General features: G+C 64.6%; 19 protein-coding genes. 11 read left to right on the top strand and 8 right to left on the bottom strand.

Features of this window, described 5'->3' with window-relative positions:
- Positions 1-54: 54 nt before the first annotated feature.
- Entirely contained in the window at positions 55-1,563 is a 1,509-nt protein-coding gene (adh, locus tag M1D34_RS03305) for an aldehyde dehydrogenase (protein ID WP_010969871.1), read from the bottom strand.
- 263 nt (positions 1,564-1,826) lie between these two features.
- Positions 1,827-2,783 carry a helix-turn-helix domain-containing protein gene (locus M1D34_RS03300; RefSeq protein WP_498780639.1) on the bottom strand — a complete coding sequence of 319 codons (957 nt, stop codon included), beginning with the start codon at positions 2,781-2,783 and terminating at the stop codon, positions 1,827-1,829.
- 324 nt (positions 2,784-3,107) lie between these two features.
- Here M1D34_RS03300 and M1D34_RS03295 point away from each other — a divergent pair, with 324 nt between their 5' ends.
- The 3 genes from M1D34_RS03295 to pth all read left to right on the top strand — a co-directional run bounded on the left by M1D34_RS03295 (position 3,108) and on the right by pth (position 6,152).
- Positions 3,108-4,289, top strand: coding sequence for a benzoate/H(+) symporter BenE family transporter (locus M1D34_RS03295; protein ID WP_498780637.1), 1,182 nt, complete (start codon positions 3,108-3,110; stop codon positions 4,287-4,289).
- Positions 4,290-4,456: 167 nt separating this feature from the next.
- Positions 4,457-5,071 (top strand): 50S ribosomal protein L25/general stress protein Ctc, encoded by a 615-nt coding sequence (locus tag M1D34_RS03290; RefSeq protein ID WP_003532863.1) that lies wholly within the window; start codon positions 4,457-4,459, stop codon positions 5,069-5,071.
- A gap of 361 nt (positions 5,072-5,432) precedes the next feature.
- Positions 5,433-6,152 (top strand): aminoacyl-tRNA hydrolase, encoded by a 720-nt coding sequence (gene pth / locus M1D34_RS03285; RefSeq protein ID WP_498780635.1) that lies wholly within the window; start codon positions 5,433-5,435, stop codon positions 6,150-6,152.
- Positions 6,153-6,207: 55 nt separating this feature from the next.
- Here pth and clpS read toward each other — a convergent pair whose 3' ends face one another.
- Complete coding sequence (clpS, locus tag M1D34_RS03280; RefSeq protein WP_003534512.1) at positions 6,208-6,513, bottom strand: ATP-dependent Clp protease adapter ClpS; 306 nt, start codon at positions 6,511-6,513, stop codon at positions 6,208-6,210.
- A 230-nt stretch (positions 6,514-6,743) separates the two neighbouring features.
- Between clpS and ychF the strand changes: the two genes are divergently transcribed.
- Positions 6,744-7,847, top strand: a complete 1,104-nt coding sequence (ychF, locus tag M1D34_RS03275; protein ID WP_010969876.1) for a redox-regulated ATPase YchF — start codon at positions 6,744-6,746, stop codon at positions 7,845-7,847.
- 206 nt (positions 7,848-8,053) lie between these two features.
- On the opposite strand, the gene M1D34_RS03270 is transcribed toward ychF, so the two are convergent.
- Entirely contained in the window at positions 8,054-8,224 is a 171-nt protein-coding gene (locus M1D34_RS03270) for a hypothetical protein (protein WP_318880858.1), read from the bottom strand.
- Between the two features lie 94 nt (positions 8,225-8,318).
- On the opposite strand from M1D34_RS03270, the gene M1D34_RS03265 reads away from it, so the two are divergent.
- Both M1D34_RS03265 and M1D34_RS03260 read left to right on the top strand, forming a co-directional pair.
- Positions 8,319-8,774 carry a MaoC family dehydratase gene (locus M1D34_RS03265; RefSeq protein WP_003534506.1) on the top strand — a complete coding sequence of 152 codons (456 nt, stop codon included), beginning with the start codon at positions 8,319-8,321 and terminating at the stop codon, positions 8,772-8,774.
- Positions 8,771-9,241: a MaoC family dehydratase gene (locus M1D34_RS03260; RefSeq protein ID WP_010969877.1), complete on the top strand. Its 471-nt coding sequence runs from the start codon at positions 8,771-8,773 to the stop codon at positions 9,239-9,241. Before M1D34_RS03265 ends, M1D34_RS03260 begins: the two co-directional genes overlap by 4 nt.
- A 45-nt stretch (positions 9,242-9,286) precedes the next feature.
- Here M1D34_RS03260 and M1D34_RS03255 read toward each other — a convergent pair whose 3' ends face one another.
- Positions 9,287-9,829, bottom strand: a complete 543-nt coding sequence (locus tag M1D34_RS03255; RefSeq protein WP_028010466.1) for an adenine phosphoribosyltransferase — start codon at positions 9,827-9,829, stop codon at positions 9,287-9,289.
- Positions 9,830-10,003: 174 nt separating this feature from the next.
- Between M1D34_RS03255 and M1D34_RS03250 the strand changes: the two genes are divergently transcribed.
- Positions 10,004-10,189: a DUF1059 domain-containing protein gene (locus M1D34_RS03250; RefSeq protein ID WP_003534500.1), complete on the top strand. Its 186-nt coding sequence runs from the start codon at positions 10,004-10,006 to the stop codon at positions 10,187-10,189.
- A 15-nt stretch (positions 10,190-10,204) separates the two neighbouring features.
- On the opposite strand, the gene M1D34_RS03245 is transcribed toward M1D34_RS03250, so the two are convergent.
- Genes M1D34_RS03245 through M1D34_RS03235 form a run of 3 tightly spaced genes read right to left on the bottom strand, consistent with a single transcriptional unit; the run spans position 10,205 to position 12,713 of the window.
- Entirely contained in the window at positions 10,205-11,464 is a 1,260-nt protein-coding gene (locus tag M1D34_RS03245; RefSeq protein ID WP_498780630.1) for a CCA tRNA nucleotidyltransferase, read from the bottom strand.
- On the bottom strand, positions 11,461-12,093 hold the full coding sequence (locus M1D34_RS03240; protein ID WP_010969880.1) for a CoA pyrophosphatase: 633 nt from the start codon (positions 12,091-12,093) through the stop codon (positions 11,461-11,463). The genes M1D34_RS03245 and M1D34_RS03240 overlap by 4 nt, the downstream gene beginning before the upstream one ends.
- Positions 12,090-12,713, bottom strand: coding sequence for a DUF1285 domain-containing protein (locus M1D34_RS03235; RefSeq protein ID WP_498780628.1), 624 nt, complete (start codon positions 12,711-12,713; stop codon positions 12,090-12,092). Before M1D34_RS03235 ends, M1D34_RS03240 begins: the two co-directional genes overlap by 4 nt.
- A 358-nt stretch (positions 12,714-13,071) precedes the next feature.
- Here M1D34_RS03235 and M1D34_RS03230 point away from each other — a divergent pair, with 358 nt between their 5' ends.
- From M1D34_RS03230 to M1D34_RS03215, 4 genes are read left to right on the top strand one after another with little or no spacing between them, the layout of a single operon-like run.
- Positions 13,072-14,085, top strand: coding sequence for an AAA family ATPase (locus M1D34_RS03230; protein WP_498780626.1), 1,014 nt, complete (start codon positions 13,072-13,074; stop codon positions 14,083-14,085).
- A gap of 3 nt (positions 14,086-14,088) precedes the next feature.
- Positions 14,089-15,009, top strand: a complete 921-nt coding sequence (locus M1D34_RS03225) for a DUF58 domain-containing protein (protein ID WP_010969883.1) — start codon at positions 14,089-14,091, stop codon at positions 15,007-15,009.
- Positions 15,006-17,819 (top strand): DUF4159 domain-containing protein, encoded by a 2,814-nt coding sequence (locus tag M1D34_RS03220; protein ID WP_498780623.1) that lies wholly within the window; start codon positions 15,006-15,008, stop codon positions 17,817-17,819. Before M1D34_RS03225 ends, M1D34_RS03220 begins: the two co-directional genes overlap by 4 nt.
- Positions 17,820-17,829: 10 nt before the next feature.
- The gene (locus tag M1D34_RS03215) at positions 17,830-19,899 is read left to right on the top strand and encodes a hypothetical protein (protein WP_107608204.1); all 2,070 of its coding nucleotides are present in this window, start codon (positions 17,830-17,832) and stop codon (positions 19,897-19,899) included.
- Positions 19,900-19,908 lie beyond the last annotated feature (9 nt).

Raw genomic sequence — 19,908 nt, 5'->3', positions numbered from 1 at the left:
GACGAGGACGATTGCACGGCCCCGCCCGCATCCAGGGAAGATACAGCGGCCGGATCAGAAGAAGCCGAGAGCCTTCGGGCTGTAGCTGACCAGCATGTTCTTCGTCTGCTGATAGTGATCCAGCATCATCTTGTGCGTCTCGCGCCCGATGCCGGACTGCTTGTAACCGCCGAAGGCGGCGTGCGCCGGATAGGCGTGGTAGCAATTGGTCCAGACCCGGCCGGCTTCGATCGCGCGGCCGAAGCGGTAGCAGCGGTTGGCATCGCGGCTCCACACGCCGGCGCCAAGCCCGTAGAGCGTGTCGTTGGCGATTTCCAGCGCCTCGGCTTCCGTCTTGAAGGTCGTGACCGACACGACCGGCCCGAAAATCTCCTCCTGAAAGATGCGCATCCTGTTGTGGCCGTGGAATACGGTCGGCTTGACGTAGTAGCCGCCGGAAAGATCGCCTTCGAGCACGTTGCGCCCGCCGCCGGTCAGCACCTCGGCACCTTCCTCCTTGCCGATTTCGATATAGGCGAGGATTTTCTCGAGCTGTTCGCTCGAAGCCTGGGCGCCGATCATGGTTGCTTCATCGAGCGGATTGCCCTGCCGGATCGCCTCGACCCTCTTTACCGCCCGCTCCATGAAGCGGTCGTAGATGCTCTCCTGTACCAGTGCCCGGCTCGGGCAGGTGCAGACCTCGCCCTGGTTCAGCGCGAACATGGCGAAGCCTTCCAGCGCCTTGTCGAAGAAGTCGTCGTCCTCGCTGGCGACGTCCGCGAAGAAGATGTTCGGCGACTTTCCGCCGAGCTCCAGCGTGACCGGGATGAGGTTCTGGCTGGCATATTGCATGATCAGCCGTCCGGTCGTCGTCTCGCCGGTAAAAGCGATCTTGGCGATGCGCGGGCTGGTGGCGAGCGGCTTGCCCGCTTCGAGGCCGAAGCCGTTGACGATGTTGAGGACACCCGGCGGCAGGAGGTCACCGATGAGTTCCGCCCAGACGAGGATCGAGCCCGGTGTCTGCTCGGCCGGCTTCAGCACGACGCAGTTTCCGGCGGCAAGCGCCGGCGCAAGCTTCCAGGCGGCCATCAGGATCGGGAAGTTCCAGGGAATGATCTGGCCGACGACGCCGAGCGGCTCGTGGAAATGGTAGGCGACGGTGTCGTGGTCGATCTCGCCGATCGAGCCTTCCTGTGCACGGATGCAGGCCGCGAAATAGCGGAAATGATCGATCGCCAGCGGAATGTCGGCGGCCATCGTCTCGCGGATCGGCTTGCCGTTGTCCCAGGTTTCCGCCCGTGCCAGAAGCTCCAGATTGTCCTCCATGCGGGCGGCGATCTTCATCAGAATGTTCGACCGCTCCGTCGTCGAGGTCCGGCCCCATTTCTCCCTTGCGGCGTGCGCCGCGTCGAGGGCGATCTCGATGTCGGCGGCGTCCGAACGCGCGACCTCGCAAAGCGTGCCGCCGGTGATCGGCGTCGTGTTGTCGAAATAGCGGCCTGCAACGGGTTCGCGCCATTCGCCGCCGATGAAGTTCCCGTATTTCTGCTTGTAGGGGTTCTCGACGATCTTCTGATGCAGCATGGACTTCCTCCCTTGGAATAGACAGCGGTGCGGTTGCTGTGGAAGGAAGAGTGAGGCCGAATGCGCATTTCCGGTAGGGCGGCGCCGCGGTTGATGGCATCGACTGTTTCAGAATTGCGACAGGTGGGCGCCTGCTGCGCTGCTGCGTCGCAGCATCGTCCGCTGGGACCTGCCCCTCATCCGCCTGCCGGCACCTTCTTCCCGCAAGCGGGGCGAAGGGACAAGCCGCACCCCGCGAAGTCCCCTCGCCCATCGCGATGCTGTCAGTTCAGGGCCAATCGCTTCATCTTGCGGTAGAGGGTCGCGCGGCTGATGCCGAGGAGATCGGCCGCCATGGATACGTTGCCCTTCGCCCGGGAGAGCGCGCGGCGCAGCGCCGCACGTTCCGCGTCCGGCAATTCGCCGCCCTCGCCCGGGAGGTCTTCTTGAAGCAGGTCGGAAGCCGGGACGCCGGCGGCGATACGCTCGTCGTCGAGCCCGAGCCACAGCCGGGCAGCCCGCGTCGCGCCGAGAACGAGATCGTCACGGTCGACCGCAAGCAATGGAGGTCCCGCCCGGTCGACGGGTACGAGAACGATGCGGGCGCCGACGAAAGCGCGGCGGAAAAGATTGGCCTCGATTCGCGCCGCGGCATCGCGCACCGCCTGCGAGAGGATCGAAAGCGTCGCCTCGGATGCGTCGTCACGGCAGGTGGAGATGTCTATCGCCGCGGCGAGCTTGCCGCTCTCGTCACGGATCGGCGCCGTGGCGCAGCTCAGGCCGATATTGCGGCTGAGGAAGTGCTGGTCGCGCTGGATGAGGACCGGACGCTCGTCCGCGATCGCCGTACCGATGCCATTGGTCCCGACGCTCGCCTCGCTCCACACGGTTCCCGACCACAACCCGATCCCGCGAAAGTCCGCATCGTCGCCGCCGGCCCCGCGTCGTTCCAGTGCAACGCCCTTTCCGTCGGTAAGCAGCAGGCAGCACCCGGCCTTGCCGACAGTGGCGAACAGCCGGTCGAGCTCGCCGGCCGCCTCTGCGATGAGGGCGCCGGAGCTTTCGCGCGCCTGCCGGAACTCGATCTCCGAAAGACGCCAGGGCGAACGCGCTTCCTCCGGCGCCAGGCCGTGCAGCGTCATGCAACGGCGCCACGATGCAGCGACCGGCGAAGTCACCGCAGCGGAAGACTGATGTGCGATGCGGTAGACCCGCTCGGAGTGGTCCCTGATTGAAGGCATTCGCTCCCTCCCTGGATCGCGGCGACCGGGCCAACCGACCCGTGGCTGATCGACGCTCACAAGCGAAGCGCGCGGAAAGAATCCACGCTTCCTCCTCCGCCTGGACAGCGTTCTGCGGCGCAAACGGGCGCCGAACTCTGCAACGGCATATTCCCCCTTTCTAACTATAGACATCGATCCAGCGGCAGGTCCACCCTGACTAAAGTCTTTCTCCCCGCACCGAGGGCACTCGGCAGGGCTGTACCGACAGGCGGTATCGACAGGCCGGATGATGTGCTACTCGAAACGATATTCCCGACTCGTCGCAACATCCGGTTGTCAGCCATGCTTCGTGATTTCTCCGTCCAAAGCCTGTTCATGGGCGTGCTGATTGCATTCGTGGGCTTTGCCAGCTCCTTTGCGGTCGTTCTGCACGGCCTTACCGGCGTCGGCGCGAACGAGGCGCAGGCGGCCTCAGGCCTGATGGCCTTGTCGATCTCGATGGGTGTCTGCGCCATCCTCGTCAGCACCGTCACGCGGCTTCCCGTCAGCATCGCCTGGTCGACGCCGGGCGCGGCCCTGCTCGCGAGTTCCGGCGTGGTGGAGGGCGGATTCAACGCCGCCGTGGGCGCCTTTCTCGTCTGCGGATTGCTGATCATCATCGCCGGCCTGTGGAAGCCGCTCGGCAGGATCGTGTCCGCCATTCCGCCGGCGCTGGCGAATGCGATGCTTGCGGGCGTGCTCCTCAGTCTCTGCTTCGCGCCGGTGAAGGCGATCGCCTTCAATCCCCTCTTCGGCCTGCCGATCGTTCTTGCCTGGGCGGTCGTCGGCAGCGTCAGCAGGCTCTATGCCGTTCCGGCCGCGCTCATCGCCTTCGTTCTTGTCGTCGCGCTTGGGATAGACATGCCGGAGGGCGCCTTGGCCGGGCTCTCCGCCGCGCTCGTTCCGCAGGCCGAGTTCGTTTCGCCTTCCTTCAGCACCTCCGCCCTGATCAGCATCGCTCTTCCGCTTTTCATCGTCACGATGGCCTCGCAGAACATTCCCGGCATCGCGGTCCTGAAGGTGAATGACTACCACCCCGATCCGGGTCCCCTCTTCGCCACGACCGGGCTCTTCACGCTGCTGAGCGCACCTTTCGGCGGACATGCGGTCAATCTTGCGGCGATCACCGCGGCGATGTGCGCCGGCTCCGATTCCCATCCCGACCGCGCCCGCCGCTACTGGTCGGCGATCAATGCCGGCATCGCCTACGTCGTCTTCGGCCTCCTGGCCGGAGCCGTCACGACCTTCGTCAGCCTCGCGCCATCGGTGCTGATCGAGGCGGTTGCCGGCCTCGCGCTGATCGGCGCCTTCTCGAGCTCCGCAGTTGCCGCCTTCACGAATGCCGAAACGCGAGAGGCGGCCGCCATCACTTTTCTCGTCACTGCCTCGGGCGTGGGCTTCGCCGGCGTGTCCGGGGCTTTTTGGGGCCTTGTCGCGGGCGGCCTGATGTTGGCTCTGGCGCGCTTCGCCAAGGGTAAGGGGTGATGCGTGCTCGGCCTAACGCCGCGCCTTGCATTTAAGCCCGTTCTCGGCTATGGACCCCGCGTCCGCGCAGACACCCTTGGAGGCAACGCGGATGAAGCCGCCCGGCGGCTTCAGGTTTTTCCGCCTTTGACGGACGAACTCTCCAAATAACACAGAAAGGTCTACCTATGAGCGAAACTTACGAGCTCAAGGCCGAGACGCGCGATCGGGTTGGTAAGGGGTCCTCCCGTGAACTTCGCCGCAACGGTCTTATTCCGGCTGTCATCTATGGTGACAAGCAGCCCCCGCTTTCCATCGCACTGTCCACCAAGGACGTGACGATGAAGATCCATGCCGGCGGTTTCATGACCACCGTTGCGACGATCGACGTCAACGGCGAGAAGATCCGCGTCCTGCCGAAGGACTATCAGCTCGATCCGGTTCGCGACTTCACCATGCACGTCGATTTCCTTCGCGTTTCGAAGGGCAGCCAGGTCTCCGTTCAGGTTCCGGTTCACTTCGAAAACGAAGAGAAGTCCCCGGGCCTCAAGCAGGGCGGCGCACTGAATATCGTTCGTCACGAAGTCGAGCTGAACGTTTCCGCGGACAACATTCCGGAATCCCTGACGGTCGACCTCACCGGCCTTAAGATCGGCGACACCGTCCACATTTCGAACGTCAAGCTCCCCGCAGGCGCGACCCCGGTCATCGCCGATCGCGACTTCACGGTCGCCACGATCACCGGCCGCACGCAGGAAGCCGAACCGACTGAAGAAGCCGAGGGCGGCGAAGAAGAGGCTTGATCTCTGCTTCAAGCGGTCGCCCGATCCGGGCCGTGCCGCCCCCCGAGTGAAAGAAACCCGTCCCATTTTCGTGGGGCGGGTTTTCTTTTGAAACGGTGCACCCTCAGCTGGCGGCGAGATTGGCATTGACTCGCCTCGATGTCGGTGATTTGGGGTGGCTGCATGACTTGACGGGGCAAGGTTCGCCCCTCACCCTAACCCTCTCCCCGCCTGCGGGGAGAGGGGACCTGAGAGGGCGCGGCATACCCCTTCTCCCCGTCAGAACGGGGAGAAGGTCGCGGCAGCGGGATGAGGGGCAGGCGTGCCCGCAACCGCTCTGCATCGCCACTGCCCAGAGGCGGAGCATCAGGAGTTTGGCCGCATGCTGATCATCGCGGGACTTGGCAATCCCGGCCCGAAATATGCCGGCAACCGCCACAATATCGGCTTCATGGCCGTCGACGCCATTCAGCGGCGCCAAGGCTTTTCCGCCTGGTCGAGGAAATTCAAGTCGGAGATCTCCGAAGGAGAGATCGACGGCGAACGCGTCCTGCTGATGAAGCCGCAGACCTTCATGAACCTCTCCGGCGAAGCCCTCGGCGACGCGATGCGCTTCTACAAGCTCGCGCCGAGGGACATTGTCGTCATCTATGACGAACTGGACCTTCCCGCCGGCAAGGCCCGGATCAAGACCGGCGGCGGCCACGGCGGGCACAACGGCATCAAGTCCATCGACGCCCATTGCGGCAAGGAATACCGCCGTTTGCGGCTCGGCATCGGCCATCCGGGGGTCAAGGATCTGGTCCACGCGCATGTGCTCGGCGATTTCGCCAAGGCCGACCAGGCCTGGCTTTCGCTCCTGCTCGAGGCCATCGCCGACAATGCCGCGATGCTGGTGAAGGGCGAGGATTCGCAGCTCATGAACAAGATCGCACTGGCAACGGGAGGCAAGCCCGAGACGGAAAAGCCCGTCGCTGTGAAGAAGCAGGCGGCGCAATCCCATATCCATCAGGCACGTACCACGGCCCAGCCGAAAAAGCTGCCGGTGACGGGCCCTATGGCCGACATGCTGAAGAAGATGTTCGGGCCGAAAGGGGATTAGGAAAAGTGGGAGCGGTTTTCCGCCCGCACCCGCTCCAACCGCGCAGGCCGCTGCCTCACTCCTCCGGCTCTGCCGTGAACAACAGCGGAAAGCCCGCCTCCTTGCCGAGGTCGGTTGCCTCCTTGGCCTTGGTCTCCGCGACATCCTTCGCGCACACCACCACGACCGAAGTGCCCATCTTGTGGGCCGTCATCATCACGCGGTAGCCCGCCTCCTCGCTCATGCGGAAAACGGCCTTGAGCACCATGACCACGAATTCCCGCGGCGTGAAGTCGTCATTGACGAGCAGGACCTTGTAGAGCTTCGGCCGCTCGAGCTTCGGCTTGGTCAGGCGCTTTGCGGCTACATCATTGTCGCTCATCGATAATCCGCCGTCGATGACATGAGAAAAGCGTTGGCGGCCGCGCCGGCTGCGGGGTGGCAAACCGCGCTGCGTTTTCCGCGTCGAGTATTGCCAATATCGCCCTCCGATCCCGCGCATTCAAGTGAAACTCGCCTCCGGAGGCAATCGGAAATGCGCGAAAAGCTTGACCGTCCCTCTCCTTTATCCCATAGCCACGGCCAAGCAATCAGGAACGACGGGTTTCAGCCATGGGCTTCAAATGCGGTATCGTCGGGCTGCCGAATGTCGGCAAGTCCACACTCTTCAACGCACTGACAAAGACGGCGGCGGCGCAGGCGGCGAACTATCCGTTCTGCACGATCGAGCCCAACACCGGCGAAGTCGCCGTGCCCGATCCGCGCATGCGCAAGCTCGCCGACATCGCCAAGTCGAAGGAGATCATCCCGACGCGCATCTCCTTCGTAGACATCGCCGGGCTGGTGCGCGGCGCGTCCAAGGGCGAGGGCCTCGGCAACCAGTTCCTCGCCAACATCCGCGAGGTGGATGCCGTCGTGCACGTGTTGCGCTGTTTCGAGGATGACGACATCACCCATGTCGAAGGCCGTATCCATCCGGTCGAAGACGCCGACACCATCGAGACCGAGCTGATGCTCGCGGATCTCGACAGCCTCGAACGGCGTGCCGAACAGACGCGCAAGCGTGCGACCGGCAAAGACAAGGAGTCGATGGCGCAGCTTCCCATCATGGAAGCATCGTTGAAGCTGCTGCAGGAAGGCAAGCCCGTGCGCACCCTGCTTTCCAAGCTCGACGCCGATGAGCTGCGCATTCTCCAGAGCCTCAACCTGCTCACCTCGCACCCGGTTCTCTACGTCTGCAACGTCGCCGAAAGCGACGCCGCGACCGGCAACGAGCATACGCGCGCCGTCGAGAAGATGGCCAGGGAGCAGGGCGCCGAAACCGTCGTCATTTCGGCGGCGATCGAGTCCGAAGTGGCGCAGCTGCCGGAAGAAGAAGCGAAGGAATTCCTCGCGGCGCTCGGTCTCGAGGAAGCCGGCCTCGACCGGCTGATCCGCGCCGGCTACAAGCTCCTCGATCTCATCACCTATTTCACGGTCGGACCGAAGGAAACGCGCGCCTGGACGATCCCGCGCGGCACCAAGGCGCCGCAGGCCGCCGGCGTCATCCACTCGGATTTCGAACGCGGCTTCATCCGCGCCAACACGATCGCCTATGACGACTATATCGGCTATGGCGGCGAAAACGGCGCGAAGGAGGCCGGCAAGGCTCGCGACGAAGGCAAGGAATACGTCGTCCAGGACGGCGACGTCATCCATTTCCGGTTCAATACATAGAGCGGATGAGGAAAACCTGTGTGCGGTTTTCCTCTCGCGTCCCGCGTCTCAACTTGTCAGAACCGATCACGTTCATGATTCCAGGTCGGCCCGGCCTAAAATCATCGTGATCCAGCTGCAGAACCTGCATGGGCGGCGAACGCCGGACGGCATGCCCAAAGTGTCTCGTCATGGCCGCCTTGCTACGGCCTTTGCCGATCCGGCAATCACTCCCGCGCCGAAATAAAAGCATCATGATCATTGACACGATCGGCTGATATGAGTCCCTTTTCGGCGGCTGCCGCCAGGGCCTTGTTCAAATCTGTCACGGGCGGATCCTTGCCGGAAAAGTTGCCACGCACGACTTTCAGTGAGGTGATCCAATGAACAATCGACATGCGCAACCTGGAAAATCGGCCAGGCTGAAGCCACGTAAGGGCGGCCTTTGTTAGGATGTCAGGACGCGCGGCGGCGTGAAGGAGAGAATGAGGCATGCTGTATTTCGAGGATTTCACTCAGGGCCGGCGTTTCGACTACAGCCCGGTCCTGATGCAGGCCAACGACATGATCGCCTTCGCCAGTGAGTTCGATCCGCAGCCTATGCATCTGGACGAAGAGGTCGGCAAGAGCAGCATTCTCGGCGGCCTCGCCGCTTCCGGTTGGCACACGAGCGCGGTCGGCATGCGGATGATGATCGAGGCTTTTCTCGGCAATTCATCCTCGCAAGGTTCACCGGGCATCGACTTCATGGAGTGGAAGAAGCCGGTCCTTGCCGGAGATATCCTTTCAGGCTTCAGCCTGGTCCTGGAGGCGCGCCCGTCAAAAACCAAGCCCGCGATCGGCCTCGTCAAGTTTCGCAACGAGATCGAGAACCAGAGCGGCGAAGCCGTGGCGGTTTCGGAATGCTCTGTCATGTTCAGGCGCCGCAATGGGGAGGCGCGCGCATGATGACGCTGGAGGAGCTCTACCAGGCCGGGCGCAAGGTCGTCACCGGCAGCCTGACATTCACCGCGGAGGACATCGTCCGCTTCGCCCGCGATTTCGACCCGCAACCCTTCCACGTCGATGAGGAGCAGGCGAGACAGTCGCTTTTCGGCGGCCTTTGCGCCTCCGGCTGGCATACCAGCGCCGGCTGGATGCAGTGCTTCCTGCGGTTCTGGAAGGAGGAGATCCGCCGCCTTGCAGCCGAGGGATTGCACGCGCCGAAGCTCGGCCCCTCGCCCGGGTTCAAGGAACTCAGGTGGTTGAAGCCGGTCTATGCCGGCGACACGATCACCTATGCGGTCACTCTACTGGAGGCCCGGATCGTCGCCTCGCGACCCGGCTGGCGGATCAACACGATCCTCTGCGAGGGCGAGAACCAGCACGGCGAGCCGGTCATCCGCTTCGAGAGCAAGGTCATCGAATTCGCTTGAAGGGCCGGGGCCAGCTGTTTGGTCCTAGCCTATGAACCGGTGGGCTCAATGCCCCTCGAATTCGATGAGCGTGCGCACATTGACGCCGAGCGCTTCGAGCTTCTTGCGTCCGCCGAGCTCAGGCAGATCGATGATGAAGCAGGCTGCGACGATGTCCGCACCCATCTGCTTCAGGAGCTTGGCGGCGCCTTCGGCGGTGCCGCCGGTGGCGATCAGGTCGTCGACGAGGATCACCTTGTCGCCGGGAGCGACCGCGTCCCTGTGCATTTCCATCTCGTCCACGCCGTATTCCAGACTGTAGGCGATCCGCACCGTGTCGTGCGGCAACTTTCCCTTCTTGCGAATGGGTATGAAGCCGGCCGAAAGCTGGTGCGCAATCGCGCCGCCCAGGATAAAGCCGCGCGCCTCGATGCCGGCGATCTTGTCGACCTTGGTACCGGCATAGGGATGGACGAGCTCGTCTATCGCCCGGCGGAATGCCCGCGGGTTGCCGAGCAGGGTCGTGATGTCGCGGAACATGACGCCGGGCTTCGGATAGTCCGGAATGCTTCTGATAGCGGAAATCAGTTCCGATTGAACAGCGGTCATGTGTGAATGCGGCCTTTGCTGGATCCTCTATTGTCACAGGCATAGCACCAACAAAGTGCCCGTTTACAGGATTTTCTTCGCTCCGGGTCCGGGCCGGAACAATTTGGCGAGAGCGCGGGTTGATGCTAGGCTTTTCTAGGGGAGGCTTTGCCGATTGTAGGAAGGAGGAACACCATGCGCCTATTCGAATGCGGTTCGCTCGTCCCGGGTTGCGCTTGGCACACCCGCGCTGACAATGATGCGGAAATCGTGCGCCGGGTCGTCGAGCACATGCGCGAGACTCATGGCGAGACGATCATCCGCGAAAACATGGTCGACAACATCAAGGCCCGCATCGTCGACGAAACCAAGGTCGCCTGACCGCCCGAACCGGTTTCAACCCGACCGCACCATCGACTCGAGCCGGGCGACGAGGGTCGCCCGCTCGACGCTGAAGTTGCGCTCGACCCAGAAGGCTTCGAGCTCTGCCAGCACCTCCCCCACCTTAGGACCGGCGGGAATCCCCAGTTGGAGGACATCGGCACCGTTCAACGGGAAGACGGGCCGCTGCCATTTCTCCGCCCGTGCAAGGAGCCGATGAAAGGACGCGCTGTCGGCAAGGAATGCCGGATCGGTTTCGGCCTTGCGGCGCGCCGAGGCAAGTGCAAGCCTCAGCCGGACGACGATGCCTTCGGTGCCATGGCGATAGAGCTGGCGGTCGAGCGCCGCATCCGCAAGAGTAGCGGCGATTTCCGGCGCTTCGGCGAACCGGTCGAGGTAAGCGCTCTCCGCCTTCGACAGCCGCAGACGTTTGGTCATGGCCTCGAGCCGGGCGGCGTCCGGCGGGACGATCGCCGCAAGCCTCAGGAGCGGGTCCGCCTTCCAGGAGAAACTCTTCTCCGCCGCGATCAGCGCCGGGATAGCGTCGATGCCCCATTTCTCGGTCTCGGGCAGGATCTCGCTCAGGACACCCGCCTGCCGCATCCACAGGAGCGCGCGACCCGGGTCGTCGGCCGAAAGCAGCTTCTTCGTCTCCGTCCACACGCGTTCGGCGGAAAGCGTGGCGAGCTTCGCGCGGGCCTGGGCGCAGGCCCTCAGGCCCTCGGCGTCCGGACGGCCGCTGCCGTAATGCGCAAAGAAACGGAAGAAGCGAAGAATACGGAGATAATCCTCCGCCACGCGTTCGGCCGCGCTGCCGATGAAACGCACCGTCCGCGTCTCGATGTCCCCGAGGCCCCCGACATGGTCGATGATCTCGCCGTCCACACCGGCATAGAGTGCGTTGATGGTGAAGTCGCGGCGTTCCGCATCCGCTTTCCAGTCGGTCCCGAAGGCCACTTCGGCGCGACGCCCGTCGGTCGCGACGTCGCGGCGCAGGGTCGTTATCTCATAGGGAACACCTTCGATGACGAGCGTCACGGTGCCATGGTCGATTCCCGTCGGCACCGCCTTGATGCCGGCGCCCCCCGCCCGCTCGGTCACCTCCTCGGGACGCCAGGTGGTTGCCAGGTCGACATCACCGGCCGGTAAACCCATGAGGCTGTTGCGGATCGCGCCTCCGACGACCCGAACCTCGGCGCCATCGGCGTTCAACAGGTCGAAGATGCGGCGCAGATGAGGAGCCTGAAACCAGCGCTCGGCGACAATGGAAGTCATGCATAGAGCCTTTCATAGAGCATGCGGACGATCCCCGCGGTGATCCCCCAGATGTTCCTTTCGCCATAGGGCATGCGATAGAAATGGCGCTCAGCGCCCTGCCAGTGACTGCTTCCTCGTCCATGATTTCGCGGATTCATCAGGAACGACAACGGCACCTCGAACACGCTCTCCACTTCCTCCGGATTGGGCTCGAGCACGAAGCCGGGCTGAACCACCGCAAGCACCGGCGTGATGCGGAAGCCGGACATGGCCATGTAATGCGGCAGCCGCGCGACCGTCTCGACGAAACGCGGATCGAGCCCGATCTCCTCCTCGGCCTCGCGGAGTGCGGCGACTTCGATGGAGTGGTCTTCCGGATCCACCGCACCGCCCGGAAAGGCGACCTGACCGGAATGCTTGCGCAAATTCGAGGTGCGCTGGGTGAAGATGACGCTGGCGTCTTCGCCGTCGTCGACGACGGGGACGAGGACTGCGGCGTCCTTCAGATGCAGGGACTCGAGATAGGATACGATGCCCGGGTTCAGCAGGAAGTCGCCGTGATCGCGCCAGGAAGTCTCGATCGGCCCCCCCGCCTGCTGCAGCGCGCGGCGACGGAATTCGTCGGCGGAGTATGGATGACTGCTCATCGGGACAAAGCTTCCAGCTCGGCCGCGGGCATGATCGGGAAGATCGCTCCGGCCGATCTGACGCAGAACATCTCCACCCCTTCCACCGCGATGGTCTCGCCGAGCTCGACGATGTCGTACATCACCGGTCGCGAGACGAGCGCTTCCAGCCGCCCGCGCACATGGAGATAGGGTTTGAGTTCGCGATTGTCGCCGTGGATGACGAAGCGCAAGGGATGCTCCGGCCCCGCCTCCACCACGTCGCCGACATTCGTGCGGAAGGTCAGCACCCTGTCGCCGTCCTTCTCGGTCACGCTCATCTCGACGGCGATGAACGGCGCGTCGGCGACCCGGATGCCGACCTTTTCCACAGGCGTGACGAGGTAGGTCTTGCCGTCGTCGTCCTTGCGAAGCACGGTCGAGAACAGCCTCACCAGCAGCTGGCGGCCGATCGGCGTGCCCATGTAGAACCAGGTTCCATCGCCCCGGATTTCCATGTCGATGTCGCCGCAGAACGGCGGATTCCAGCGGTCGACCGGCGGCAACCCTCTCGCCTCGCCGCCCGTCTGCCCGGCAGCGCGTGCGATCAGCGCCGCCAGGCCGGCCGCATCGCCCGTTTGCTGAATCTTGGCTTCTGCCATCGTTCCGTCCCGTTTGGTCTCGATCTTGCGTCCGAAGCATGACGCCGTTGCCTGCTGCATGTTCCCTTGATCACAGCCGATCGAGGACAAAGCATGCAGCAGTTAAAAGTGCTACAGCAAGCCTTGCGCGTCTGATAAGACGCGGCGCTGTAGCGTCGGGTATGCACCACAAGCTCGCTTCGGCGCATATGTCCGCATTCGCGCCTGGAACGCAATGCTTCAGGCTTTGGTGTCAAGCTCACGAGATAGTGCGACGGCGGCGGCTTGTCAGCCGCCCCGCGGGGTCTAAATTGAAAAACAGGAACTGGACAGCCGGCATCGGCGATCGATCCAGAAGCGGACGACCGGGAGACTTGCAATGAGTGTAATGAGAGGCGCGACCGAACTGGCCGACGAAAAGGCGATCGTCGCCGCAGCCGAGGCGGCGCTCGGAGAGATCGCGCTGGTCCGCGCCGAGATCGGCAAGGTCATTTTCGGTCAAGAAAGCGTCGTGGAACAGACGCTGCTCGCGGTACTTTCCGGCGGACACGCGCTGCTTGTCGGCGTTCCGGGGCTCGCCAAGACCAAGCTCGTCGCCACGCTCGGCACCGTTCTCGGGCTCGACAACAGCCGCATTCAGTTCACGCCCGACCTTATGCCTTCCGATATCCTGGGTTCGGAGGTGATGGACCAGGACGCGGCCGGTCATCGCTCCTTCCGCTTCATTCCTGGCCCGATCTTCACGCAGCTCCTGATGGCCGACGAGATCAACCGCGCCTCGCCGCGCACGCAGTCGGCCCTGCTGCAGGCGATGCAGGAGTATCACATCACCATCGCGGGCGACCGCAAGGACCTGCCACAGCCGTTCCACGTGCTCGCAACCCAGAACCCGCTGGAGCAGGAGGGCACCTATCCGCTGCCCGAAGCCCAGCTCGACCGTTTCCTGATGCAGGTCGATGTCGGCTACCCCGAGCTTGCTGCCGAAAGACAGATCCTGCTGGAGACGACCGGCCTCGCAGAAACCGAGGCGCGGCCGGTGATCGACGCAGGCCGCCTGCAGCAGGTCCAGGGGCTGATCCGTCAGATGCCTGTCGGCGAGAAGGTGGTCGACGCCATTCTGGCGCTGGTACGTTCCGCACGCCCCGGCAACGGCAATGCCGACACCGACAAGAATGTTGCCTGGGGACCGGGTCCGCGCGCCGGACAGGCGCTCATGCTCTGCGCCCGCGCCCGCGCGCTCTACGACGGGCGGCTTGCCCCTTCGATCGACGACGTCCTTGCGCTCGCCGAGCCGATTCTCCAGCACCGCATGGCGCTGACCTTCGCCGCCCGCGCCGAGGGCATGTCGGTGCGCGACGTCATCGCCGACCTGGTGAAGCGGGCCAAGGGCTGACGCATGGCCTCGATCGGGCACATTGTCGCGCGTACCCCGTCCGGTGAGGTCCTGTCGCGCGCGCAGCAGCGCGCTATGCTCGTGCCCGACTGTCTCGTCGAAGCGCGCAGGATCGCCAACACGGTAATCACCGGCTGGCACGGCCGGCGCAAGCGCGGCATCGGCGAGAACTTCTGGCAGTTCCGCCCTTACAGCGACGGCGAGAGCCTTTCGCGCATCGACTGGCGCCGCTCCGCCAAGGACGACCACACCTATGTTCGCGACCGCGAATGGGAGGCAGCGCACACGATCTGGCTCTGGGCCGATCTCTCGCCCTCGATGATGTACAAATCGACGCTCGGCGCCGTTTCGAAGGAAAGCCGCGCTCTGGTGCTGATGCTGGCGCTTGCCGAAATTCTCGCCCGTTCCGGCGAGCGGATCGGCTGCCCCGGCGTGATGGAGCCGGTTTCGGCACGCAATGCCGCCGAGCGGCTGGCAACCGCAATCATGCATAGTCCGCTTTCGGAGGGCCTGCCCGATACCGGGATGATACGCGGCGCCAGCGACCTGGTTCTGATCGGCGATTTTCTCGACCCGGCCGACCGGGTGATGGAACGACTTGGACCACTCGCCCGCCGGGGCCTGCGAGGCCATGTCGTGGAGATCGCCGATCCGGCGGAGGAAGTCTTCCCCTATGCCGGCAGAACCGAGTTCACCGACCCCGAAACCGGCGAGAAGCTGACCGCGGGGCGCGCCGAGATCCTGCGTGAGGATTACCAGCGTGCCTATCGCGCCCGCCGCGACAGCCTCGGCACGAGCCTGCGCCATCTCGGCTGGACCTTCATTCCGCACAGAACCGATCGGGCGGCGTCGGAAGCTCTGGTCGCGGTGCATATGCATCTTTCAGGCATGCCGGGCCGAGCCGCCCATGGGGGGCTCTCATGATCGGCGGCCTCTCCTTCATTTTTGCCAACCCCGCCATTCTGGCAGCACTCGTGGCACTGCCGGTGATCTGGTGGCTGCTGCGCATGACGCCCCCGAGACCTGCGGCCGAAATCTTCCCGCCGCTGCGCATCCTGGCCTCGGTGATGAAGCGCGAGGAGACACCCTCGAAAAGCCCCTGGTGGCTGACCCTTCTCAGGATGCTGATGGCCGCCGCCGTCATCTTCGCGATCGCCGACCCCGTCTTCAACCCGCGCAGCAATACGCTCGCGACCTCCGGGCCGCTGGCGCTGCTGATCGACAACAGTTGGGCAACGGCGCCCGACTGGGAGCGGCGTGTCGAAGCCGCCTCGGCGCTGATCGACGATGCCGAGGCGAAGGATGTTGCGGTTTCTATCGTCTTCACCGGAGAGCGCCAGCACGACGCGACGCCCGGATCGGCGAGCACTGCGCGCAACCGGCTGGCGGCGGCGAGACCCGAACCGCTGCCTGCCGACCGCGGTTCCGCAATCGCGGCCTTGCAGGCGGCCTTCGAAGACGCTCCTCCCGGAACGGTCGCCTTCCTCACCGACGGCATCGAAGGGGGCGACGGCAAGACGATGGAGGCACTGGCCGGGATCGGCGCGGCCGGCCTCAAGGTGATCGAAGCGGACGGCAGCGAGGCCGTGGCACTCACCGCGACGAGCAACGAGTCCGGCGGCATGTCGGTGACGGCGAGCCGGCTGAAGACCGACGACGGCCGTTCCTTGCCCATCGTTGCCTTCGATACCCGCGGCCGTGCGATCGCCAGTGGTACGATCGATTTCGCACCCGGCGCAGCGACCGCCAAGGGGATGATCGAGGCCCCGTTCGAACTGCGCAACGACTTCGCCCGCATCGGCATCGAAGGAGCCGCCACTGCCGGCGCCCAGCATCTCCTCGACGACGGCTTCCGCCGCCGTCGCGTGGCTCTGTTGAGCGGCGAGGCACGCGACCTGTCGCAGCCGCTGCTCTCGCCGCTCTACTATATCAATCGGGCGCTCGCCCCCTATGCCGATCTCGTCGAGCCCCGCCAGAGCGATCTTGCCGTTGCGATTCCGGAGCTTCTGGAGCAGCGTCCCTCGGTTCTGATCATGGCCGACATCGGCCGGCTGCCGGAAGAGACCTACCCCCTGCTTGCGAAATGGATCGACAATGGCGGCACGCTGATCCGCTTCGCCGGCCCCCGGCTGGCAGCCGCACCTGCCGACGATCCGCTCGTCCCGGTCACCCTTCGCCAGGGCGAACGGGCGCTCGGCGGCGCGCTCTCCTGGTCCGAACCGCAGCCGCTCGCCGATTATCCCGGCAACAGCCCCTTCGCCGGCATGGCCCGCCCCACTGACATTCTCGTCAAGCGGCAGGTTCTGGCCGAACCGACAGCCGATCTGGCGGAGCGCACATGGGCAAACCTCGCCGACGGCACACCGCTGGTCACGACTGCGACACGCGGGGCGGGCCGTATCGTGCTCTTTCACGTCAGCGCCGAGGCCACATGGTCGAACCTGCCGATCTCGGGCCATTTCGTCGAGATGCTCCGCCGCAGCGTCCAGCTTTCGCGCGGCGGCGGTATCGCCAGCGACGGCAAGGCCGTGAAGGCGCAGACCTTGCCGCCCTACCGGCTTCTGAACGCCGATGGCGTGCTCGTCGCCGAAACGGGCAATGCCCGTCCCCTCGACATCGTGCCCGGCAAGGCACCGGTCGCGACAGCCGACAATCCTCCGGGGCTCTACGGCTCCGAGGACGGCTTCACGGCGCTCAATCTCTTACCGCGCGACGCCGAGCTCAAGCGGATCGACATGACCACCGCCGGCCCCCATACCTCCGAGCGGCTGGCCGGTGCGGAAAGCTGGTCGCTGAAGCCGGCGCTGATGACGCTCGCCCTCCTGCTGCTGCTCGCGGACGCCCTGATCGTTCTCTTCATGGGTGGCGTCTTTTCACGCGCTCGGATGGCAAGGGCCACTTCGGCAATCATCATGGTCCTCGCCGGAACCTTCTTCCTCGCCCCGCCGCAGGCCTTTGCCGACGACGCGCGCCCGGACGATCAGCGCATCCTCGAGCGGCTGGACACCACGCACCTCGCCTATGTGGTCACCGGCGAGGAAGAAGTGGACCGCCTTTCCGAAGACGGGCTGAGAGGCCTCACCGACTTCCTGACCTATCGCACCACGCTCGAGCCCGGCGCACCCGTCGGCCTCGACATCTCCAAGGACGAATTGAGCCTTTACCCCATCATCTATTGGCCGATTTCCGCCAGCGCGCCCATGCCGAGCCCGCAAGCCGTCAGCCGAATCGATGCCTATATGCGGGCGGGCGGCACGGTGCTGTTCGACACGCGCGATCAGTTTTCTTCGCTCGGCTCTTCATCGAACGGAACGAGCGCGAACACCGAACGTCTCCAGGCGATCCTCGGCAACCTGGACATACCACCGCTGGAGCCGGTTCCGGCCGACCATGTCCTGACCAAGGCCTTCTATCTGCTGACGAATTTTCCCGGCCGGTATACCGGCAGCCCCCTCTGGATCGAATCCCAGCTCGATAGTCGCGAGGAACCGAGCAACCGGCCGGCGCGACCGGGCGACGGGGTGACGCCGATCATCATCACCGGCAACGACTTTGCCGGTGCATGGGCAGTGGATTCGAATGGAGTCGCACTGCTGCCGACCGTGCCGCCGGACGAAATGCAGCGCGAATACGCCTTTCGCTCCGGTGTCAACATCATGATGTACATGCTGACCGGCAACTACAAGGCCGACCAGGTGCACGTGCCCGCCCTGCTCGAGCGGCTCGGACAATGAGGACCCGGCGATGACAATCGATTTCTCGCCGCTTCTCGCCTGGCCCTATCTCGCGGCACTGACGCTTGTCGCAGTCGTTCTGGCGGCACTCGGCATCTGGCGCGGCGTTCGGGGAGCCTGGATCAGGGCGGCGGCGCTTGCTGCATTCTGCCTTGCGCTTGCAAATCCCGTCCTCTTCCAGGAGGAGCGCGAACCCCTCTCCACCATTGTCGCCGTCGTTGTCGACCGCAGCCAGAGCCAGGAGAACGGTGACCGCCGCGCGCAGACCGACCAGGCGCTCGAAGGTCTCAAGGAGCGCCTTTCCCGTTTCCCCCAGATCGAGGCGCGCATCGTCGAAGCCGCCGACGGCGAGGAAACCGAGGCGCCCTCGACCAGGCTCTTCGGCGCCCTGACAACGGCGCTTGCAGACGTGCCGCCCGCCCGTGTCGGCGGCGCCATCTTCATTACCGACGGTCAGATCCACGACGTGCCGGATGTCAACCAGAAGCTCGGCTTCGATGCGCCCGTCCACGCCCTGATCAGCGGCAAGCCGGACGAGTTCGACCGGCGCATCGAAATCGTCAGCGCCCCCCGCTTCGGCATCGTCGGCGAACAGCAGAGAATGACCTTTCGGGTCGTGGACGACGGCGCGGCTCCCGGCGGCAGCGCCGAGGTGACGATCCGCCTGAACGGCAACGAGATCGCCACGGAGCAGGCGGAGCCCGGCACGGACGTTCCGTTCACCTTTACCGTACCGCGCGGCGGCAACAACATCCTCGAATTCGCCGTCAATCCGGTTGCCGGCGAAGTGACGGAGACGAACAATCGCGCCGTCCATGTGCTCGACGGCATCCGCGAAAATCTTCGCGTGCTCCTCGTTTCCGGAGAGCCGCATGCGGGCGAGCGCGCCTGGCGCAACCTCCTGAAATCCGATGCCGCGGTCGATCTCGTCCATTTCACCATTCTGCGGCCGCCGGAGAAACAGGACGGCACGCCGATCAACGAACTCTCGCTCATCGCCTTCCCGACGCGGGAGCTTTTCGTCGACAAGATCAGCGAATTCGACCTCATCATCTTCGATCGCTACCAGCATCGTGGCGTGCTGCCGATCCTCTATTACGACAACATCGCTCAATACGTGCAGAACGGTGGAGCGTTGCTGATCGCCGCCGGGCCGGAGCACGCCGGCGACGATTCGATCGCTGCGACCCCGCTTGCGGCGGTGCTGCCGGCAACGCCGACCGGCGTCATGAACGAGAAGGCGTTCTTCCCCCGGCTCTCGGAGGAAGGAAAGAAGCATCCGGTCACCCGCGGGCTCGAAGGGGCAGCGGACGAACCGCCGGCCTGGGGCCGCTGGTTCCGTACCGTCGATGTGGACAGGCCGCTCGGCCAGACGGTGATGGAAGCGGCAGACGGCAAGCCGCTGCTGGTCCTCAACCGCGTCGGCAAGGGGCGTGTCGCCATGCTGCTCTCCGACCAGGGTTGGCTGTGGGCGCGCGGCTTCGAAGGGGGTGGGCCGCATGTCTCGCTCTATCGCCGCACGGCGCATTGGCTGATGCAGGAACCGGCGCTCGAAGAGGAGGCGCTTACCGCCCGCGCGATGGGCCGGACGCTCGAGATCACGCGCCAGACGATCGAAGGAGATCCCGGCCAGGCAACCCTCACCTATCCTTCCGGCCGGACCCAGGAAGTCACGCTCACGGAAGGCGAGCCGGGGCTCTACAAGGCTGAGGTCGAGACCAATGAAATCGGCCTCTTCGAAGTTGCCAACGACGAACTGACGACGCTCGTCCATGTCGGCAACGTCGATGCGCCCGAATTCAAGGCGGCGATTTCCACGGAAGAGAAGATCGAACCCTGGGCGGAGAAGACGAAGGGCCTGGTCCGCCGTCTGGCGAGCGCCGACGGACCGGTCGACCTCCCGTCTATCCTCCCGGTTCGCGGCGCCGTCCGCGTCGCCGACGATCAACGCCTGTCGCTGCGCATGACCGACGAGACGGTGCTGAAAGGCATCGATTCTCTTTCGCTTTTCGCGGGGCTCTTCGGCCTGGCGGCACTGCTCTTCCTCATCTCGGCTACCTGGTATCGCGAGGGCCGGTAAACGCCGGCG

The sequence above is a fragment of the Ensifer sp. D2-11 genome (assembly GCF_054161295.1).
Note: the sequence above shows the minus strand (reverse complement) of the source record. Positions and strands in the feature narration are given on the sequence as shown.

Bases quoted from the DNA above. Each gene is read 5' to 3' on its own strand.
- M1D34_RS03250 (WP_003534500.1), top strand. From the start codon at position 10,004: ATGCGCCTATTCGAATGCGGTTCGCTCGTCCCGGGTTGCGCTTGGCAC.
- M1D34_RS03240 (WP_010969880.1), bottom strand. From the start codon at position 12,093: ATGAGCAGTCATCCATACTCCGCCGACGAATTCCGTCGCCGCGCGCTG.
- M1D34_RS03225 (WP_010969883.1), top strand. From the start codon at position 14,089: ATGGCCTCGATCGGGCACATTGTCGCGCGTACCCCGTCCGGTGAGGTC.
- clpS (WP_003534512.1), bottom strand. From the start codon at position 6,513: ATGAGCGACAATGATGTAGCCGCAAAGCGCCTGACCAAGCCGAAGCTC.
- adh (WP_010969871.1), bottom strand. From the start codon at position 1,563: ATGCTGCATCAGAAGATCGTCGAGAACCCCTACAAGCAGAAATACGGG.
- M1D34_RS03270 (WP_318880858.1), bottom strand. From the start codon at position 8,224: ATGTCGATTGTTCATTGGATCACCTCACTGAAAGTCGTGCGTGGCAAC.
- M1D34_RS03245 (WP_498780630.1), bottom strand. From the start codon at position 11,464: ATGACTTCCATTGTCGCCGAGCGCTGGTTTCAGGCTCCTCATCTGCGC.
- M1D34_RS03215 (WP_107608204.1), top strand. From the start codon at position 17,830: ATGACAATCGATTTCTCGCCGCTTCTCGCCTGGCCCTATCTCGCGGCA.
- M1D34_RS03295 (WP_498780637.1), top strand. From the start codon at position 3,108: ATGCTTCGTGATTTCTCCGTCCAAAGCCTGTTCATGGGCGTGCTGATT.
- M1D34_RS03260 (WP_010969877.1), top strand. From the start codon at position 8,771: ATGATGACGCTGGAGGAGCTCTACCAGGCCGGGCGCAAGGTCGTCACC.
- ychF (WP_010969876.1), top strand. From the start codon at position 6,744: ATGGGCTTCAAATGCGGTATCGTCGGGCTGCCGAATGTCGGCAAGTCC.
- M1D34_RS03230 (WP_498780626.1), top strand. From the start codon at position 13,072: ATGAGTGTAATGAGAGGCGCGACCGAACTGGCCGACGAAAAGGCGATC.
- M1D34_RS03300 (WP_498780639.1), bottom strand. From the start codon at position 2,783: ATGCCTTCAATCAGGGACCACTCCGAGCGGGTCTACCGCATCGCACAT.
- pth (WP_498780635.1), top strand. From the start codon at position 5,433: ATGCTGATCATCGCGGGACTTGGCAATCCCGGCCCGAAATATGCCGGC.
- M1D34_RS03290 (WP_003532863.1), top strand. From the start codon at position 4,457: ATGAGCGAAACTTACGAGCTCAAGGCCGAGACGCGCGATCGGGTTGGT.
- M1D34_RS03235 (WP_498780628.1), bottom strand. From the start codon at position 12,713: ATGGCAGAAGCCAAGATTCAGCAAACGGGCGATGCGGCCGGCCTGGCG.
- M1D34_RS03255 (WP_028010466.1), bottom strand. From the start codon at position 9,829: ATGACCGCTGTTCAATCGGAACTGATTTCCGCTATCAGAAGCATTCCG.
- M1D34_RS03220 (WP_498780623.1), top strand. From the start codon at position 15,006: ATGATCGGCGGCCTCTCCTTCATTTTTGCCAACCCCGCCATTCTGGCA.
- M1D34_RS03265 (WP_003534506.1), top strand. From the start codon at position 8,319: ATGCTGTATTTCGAGGATTTCACTCAGGGCCGGCGTTTCGACTACAGC.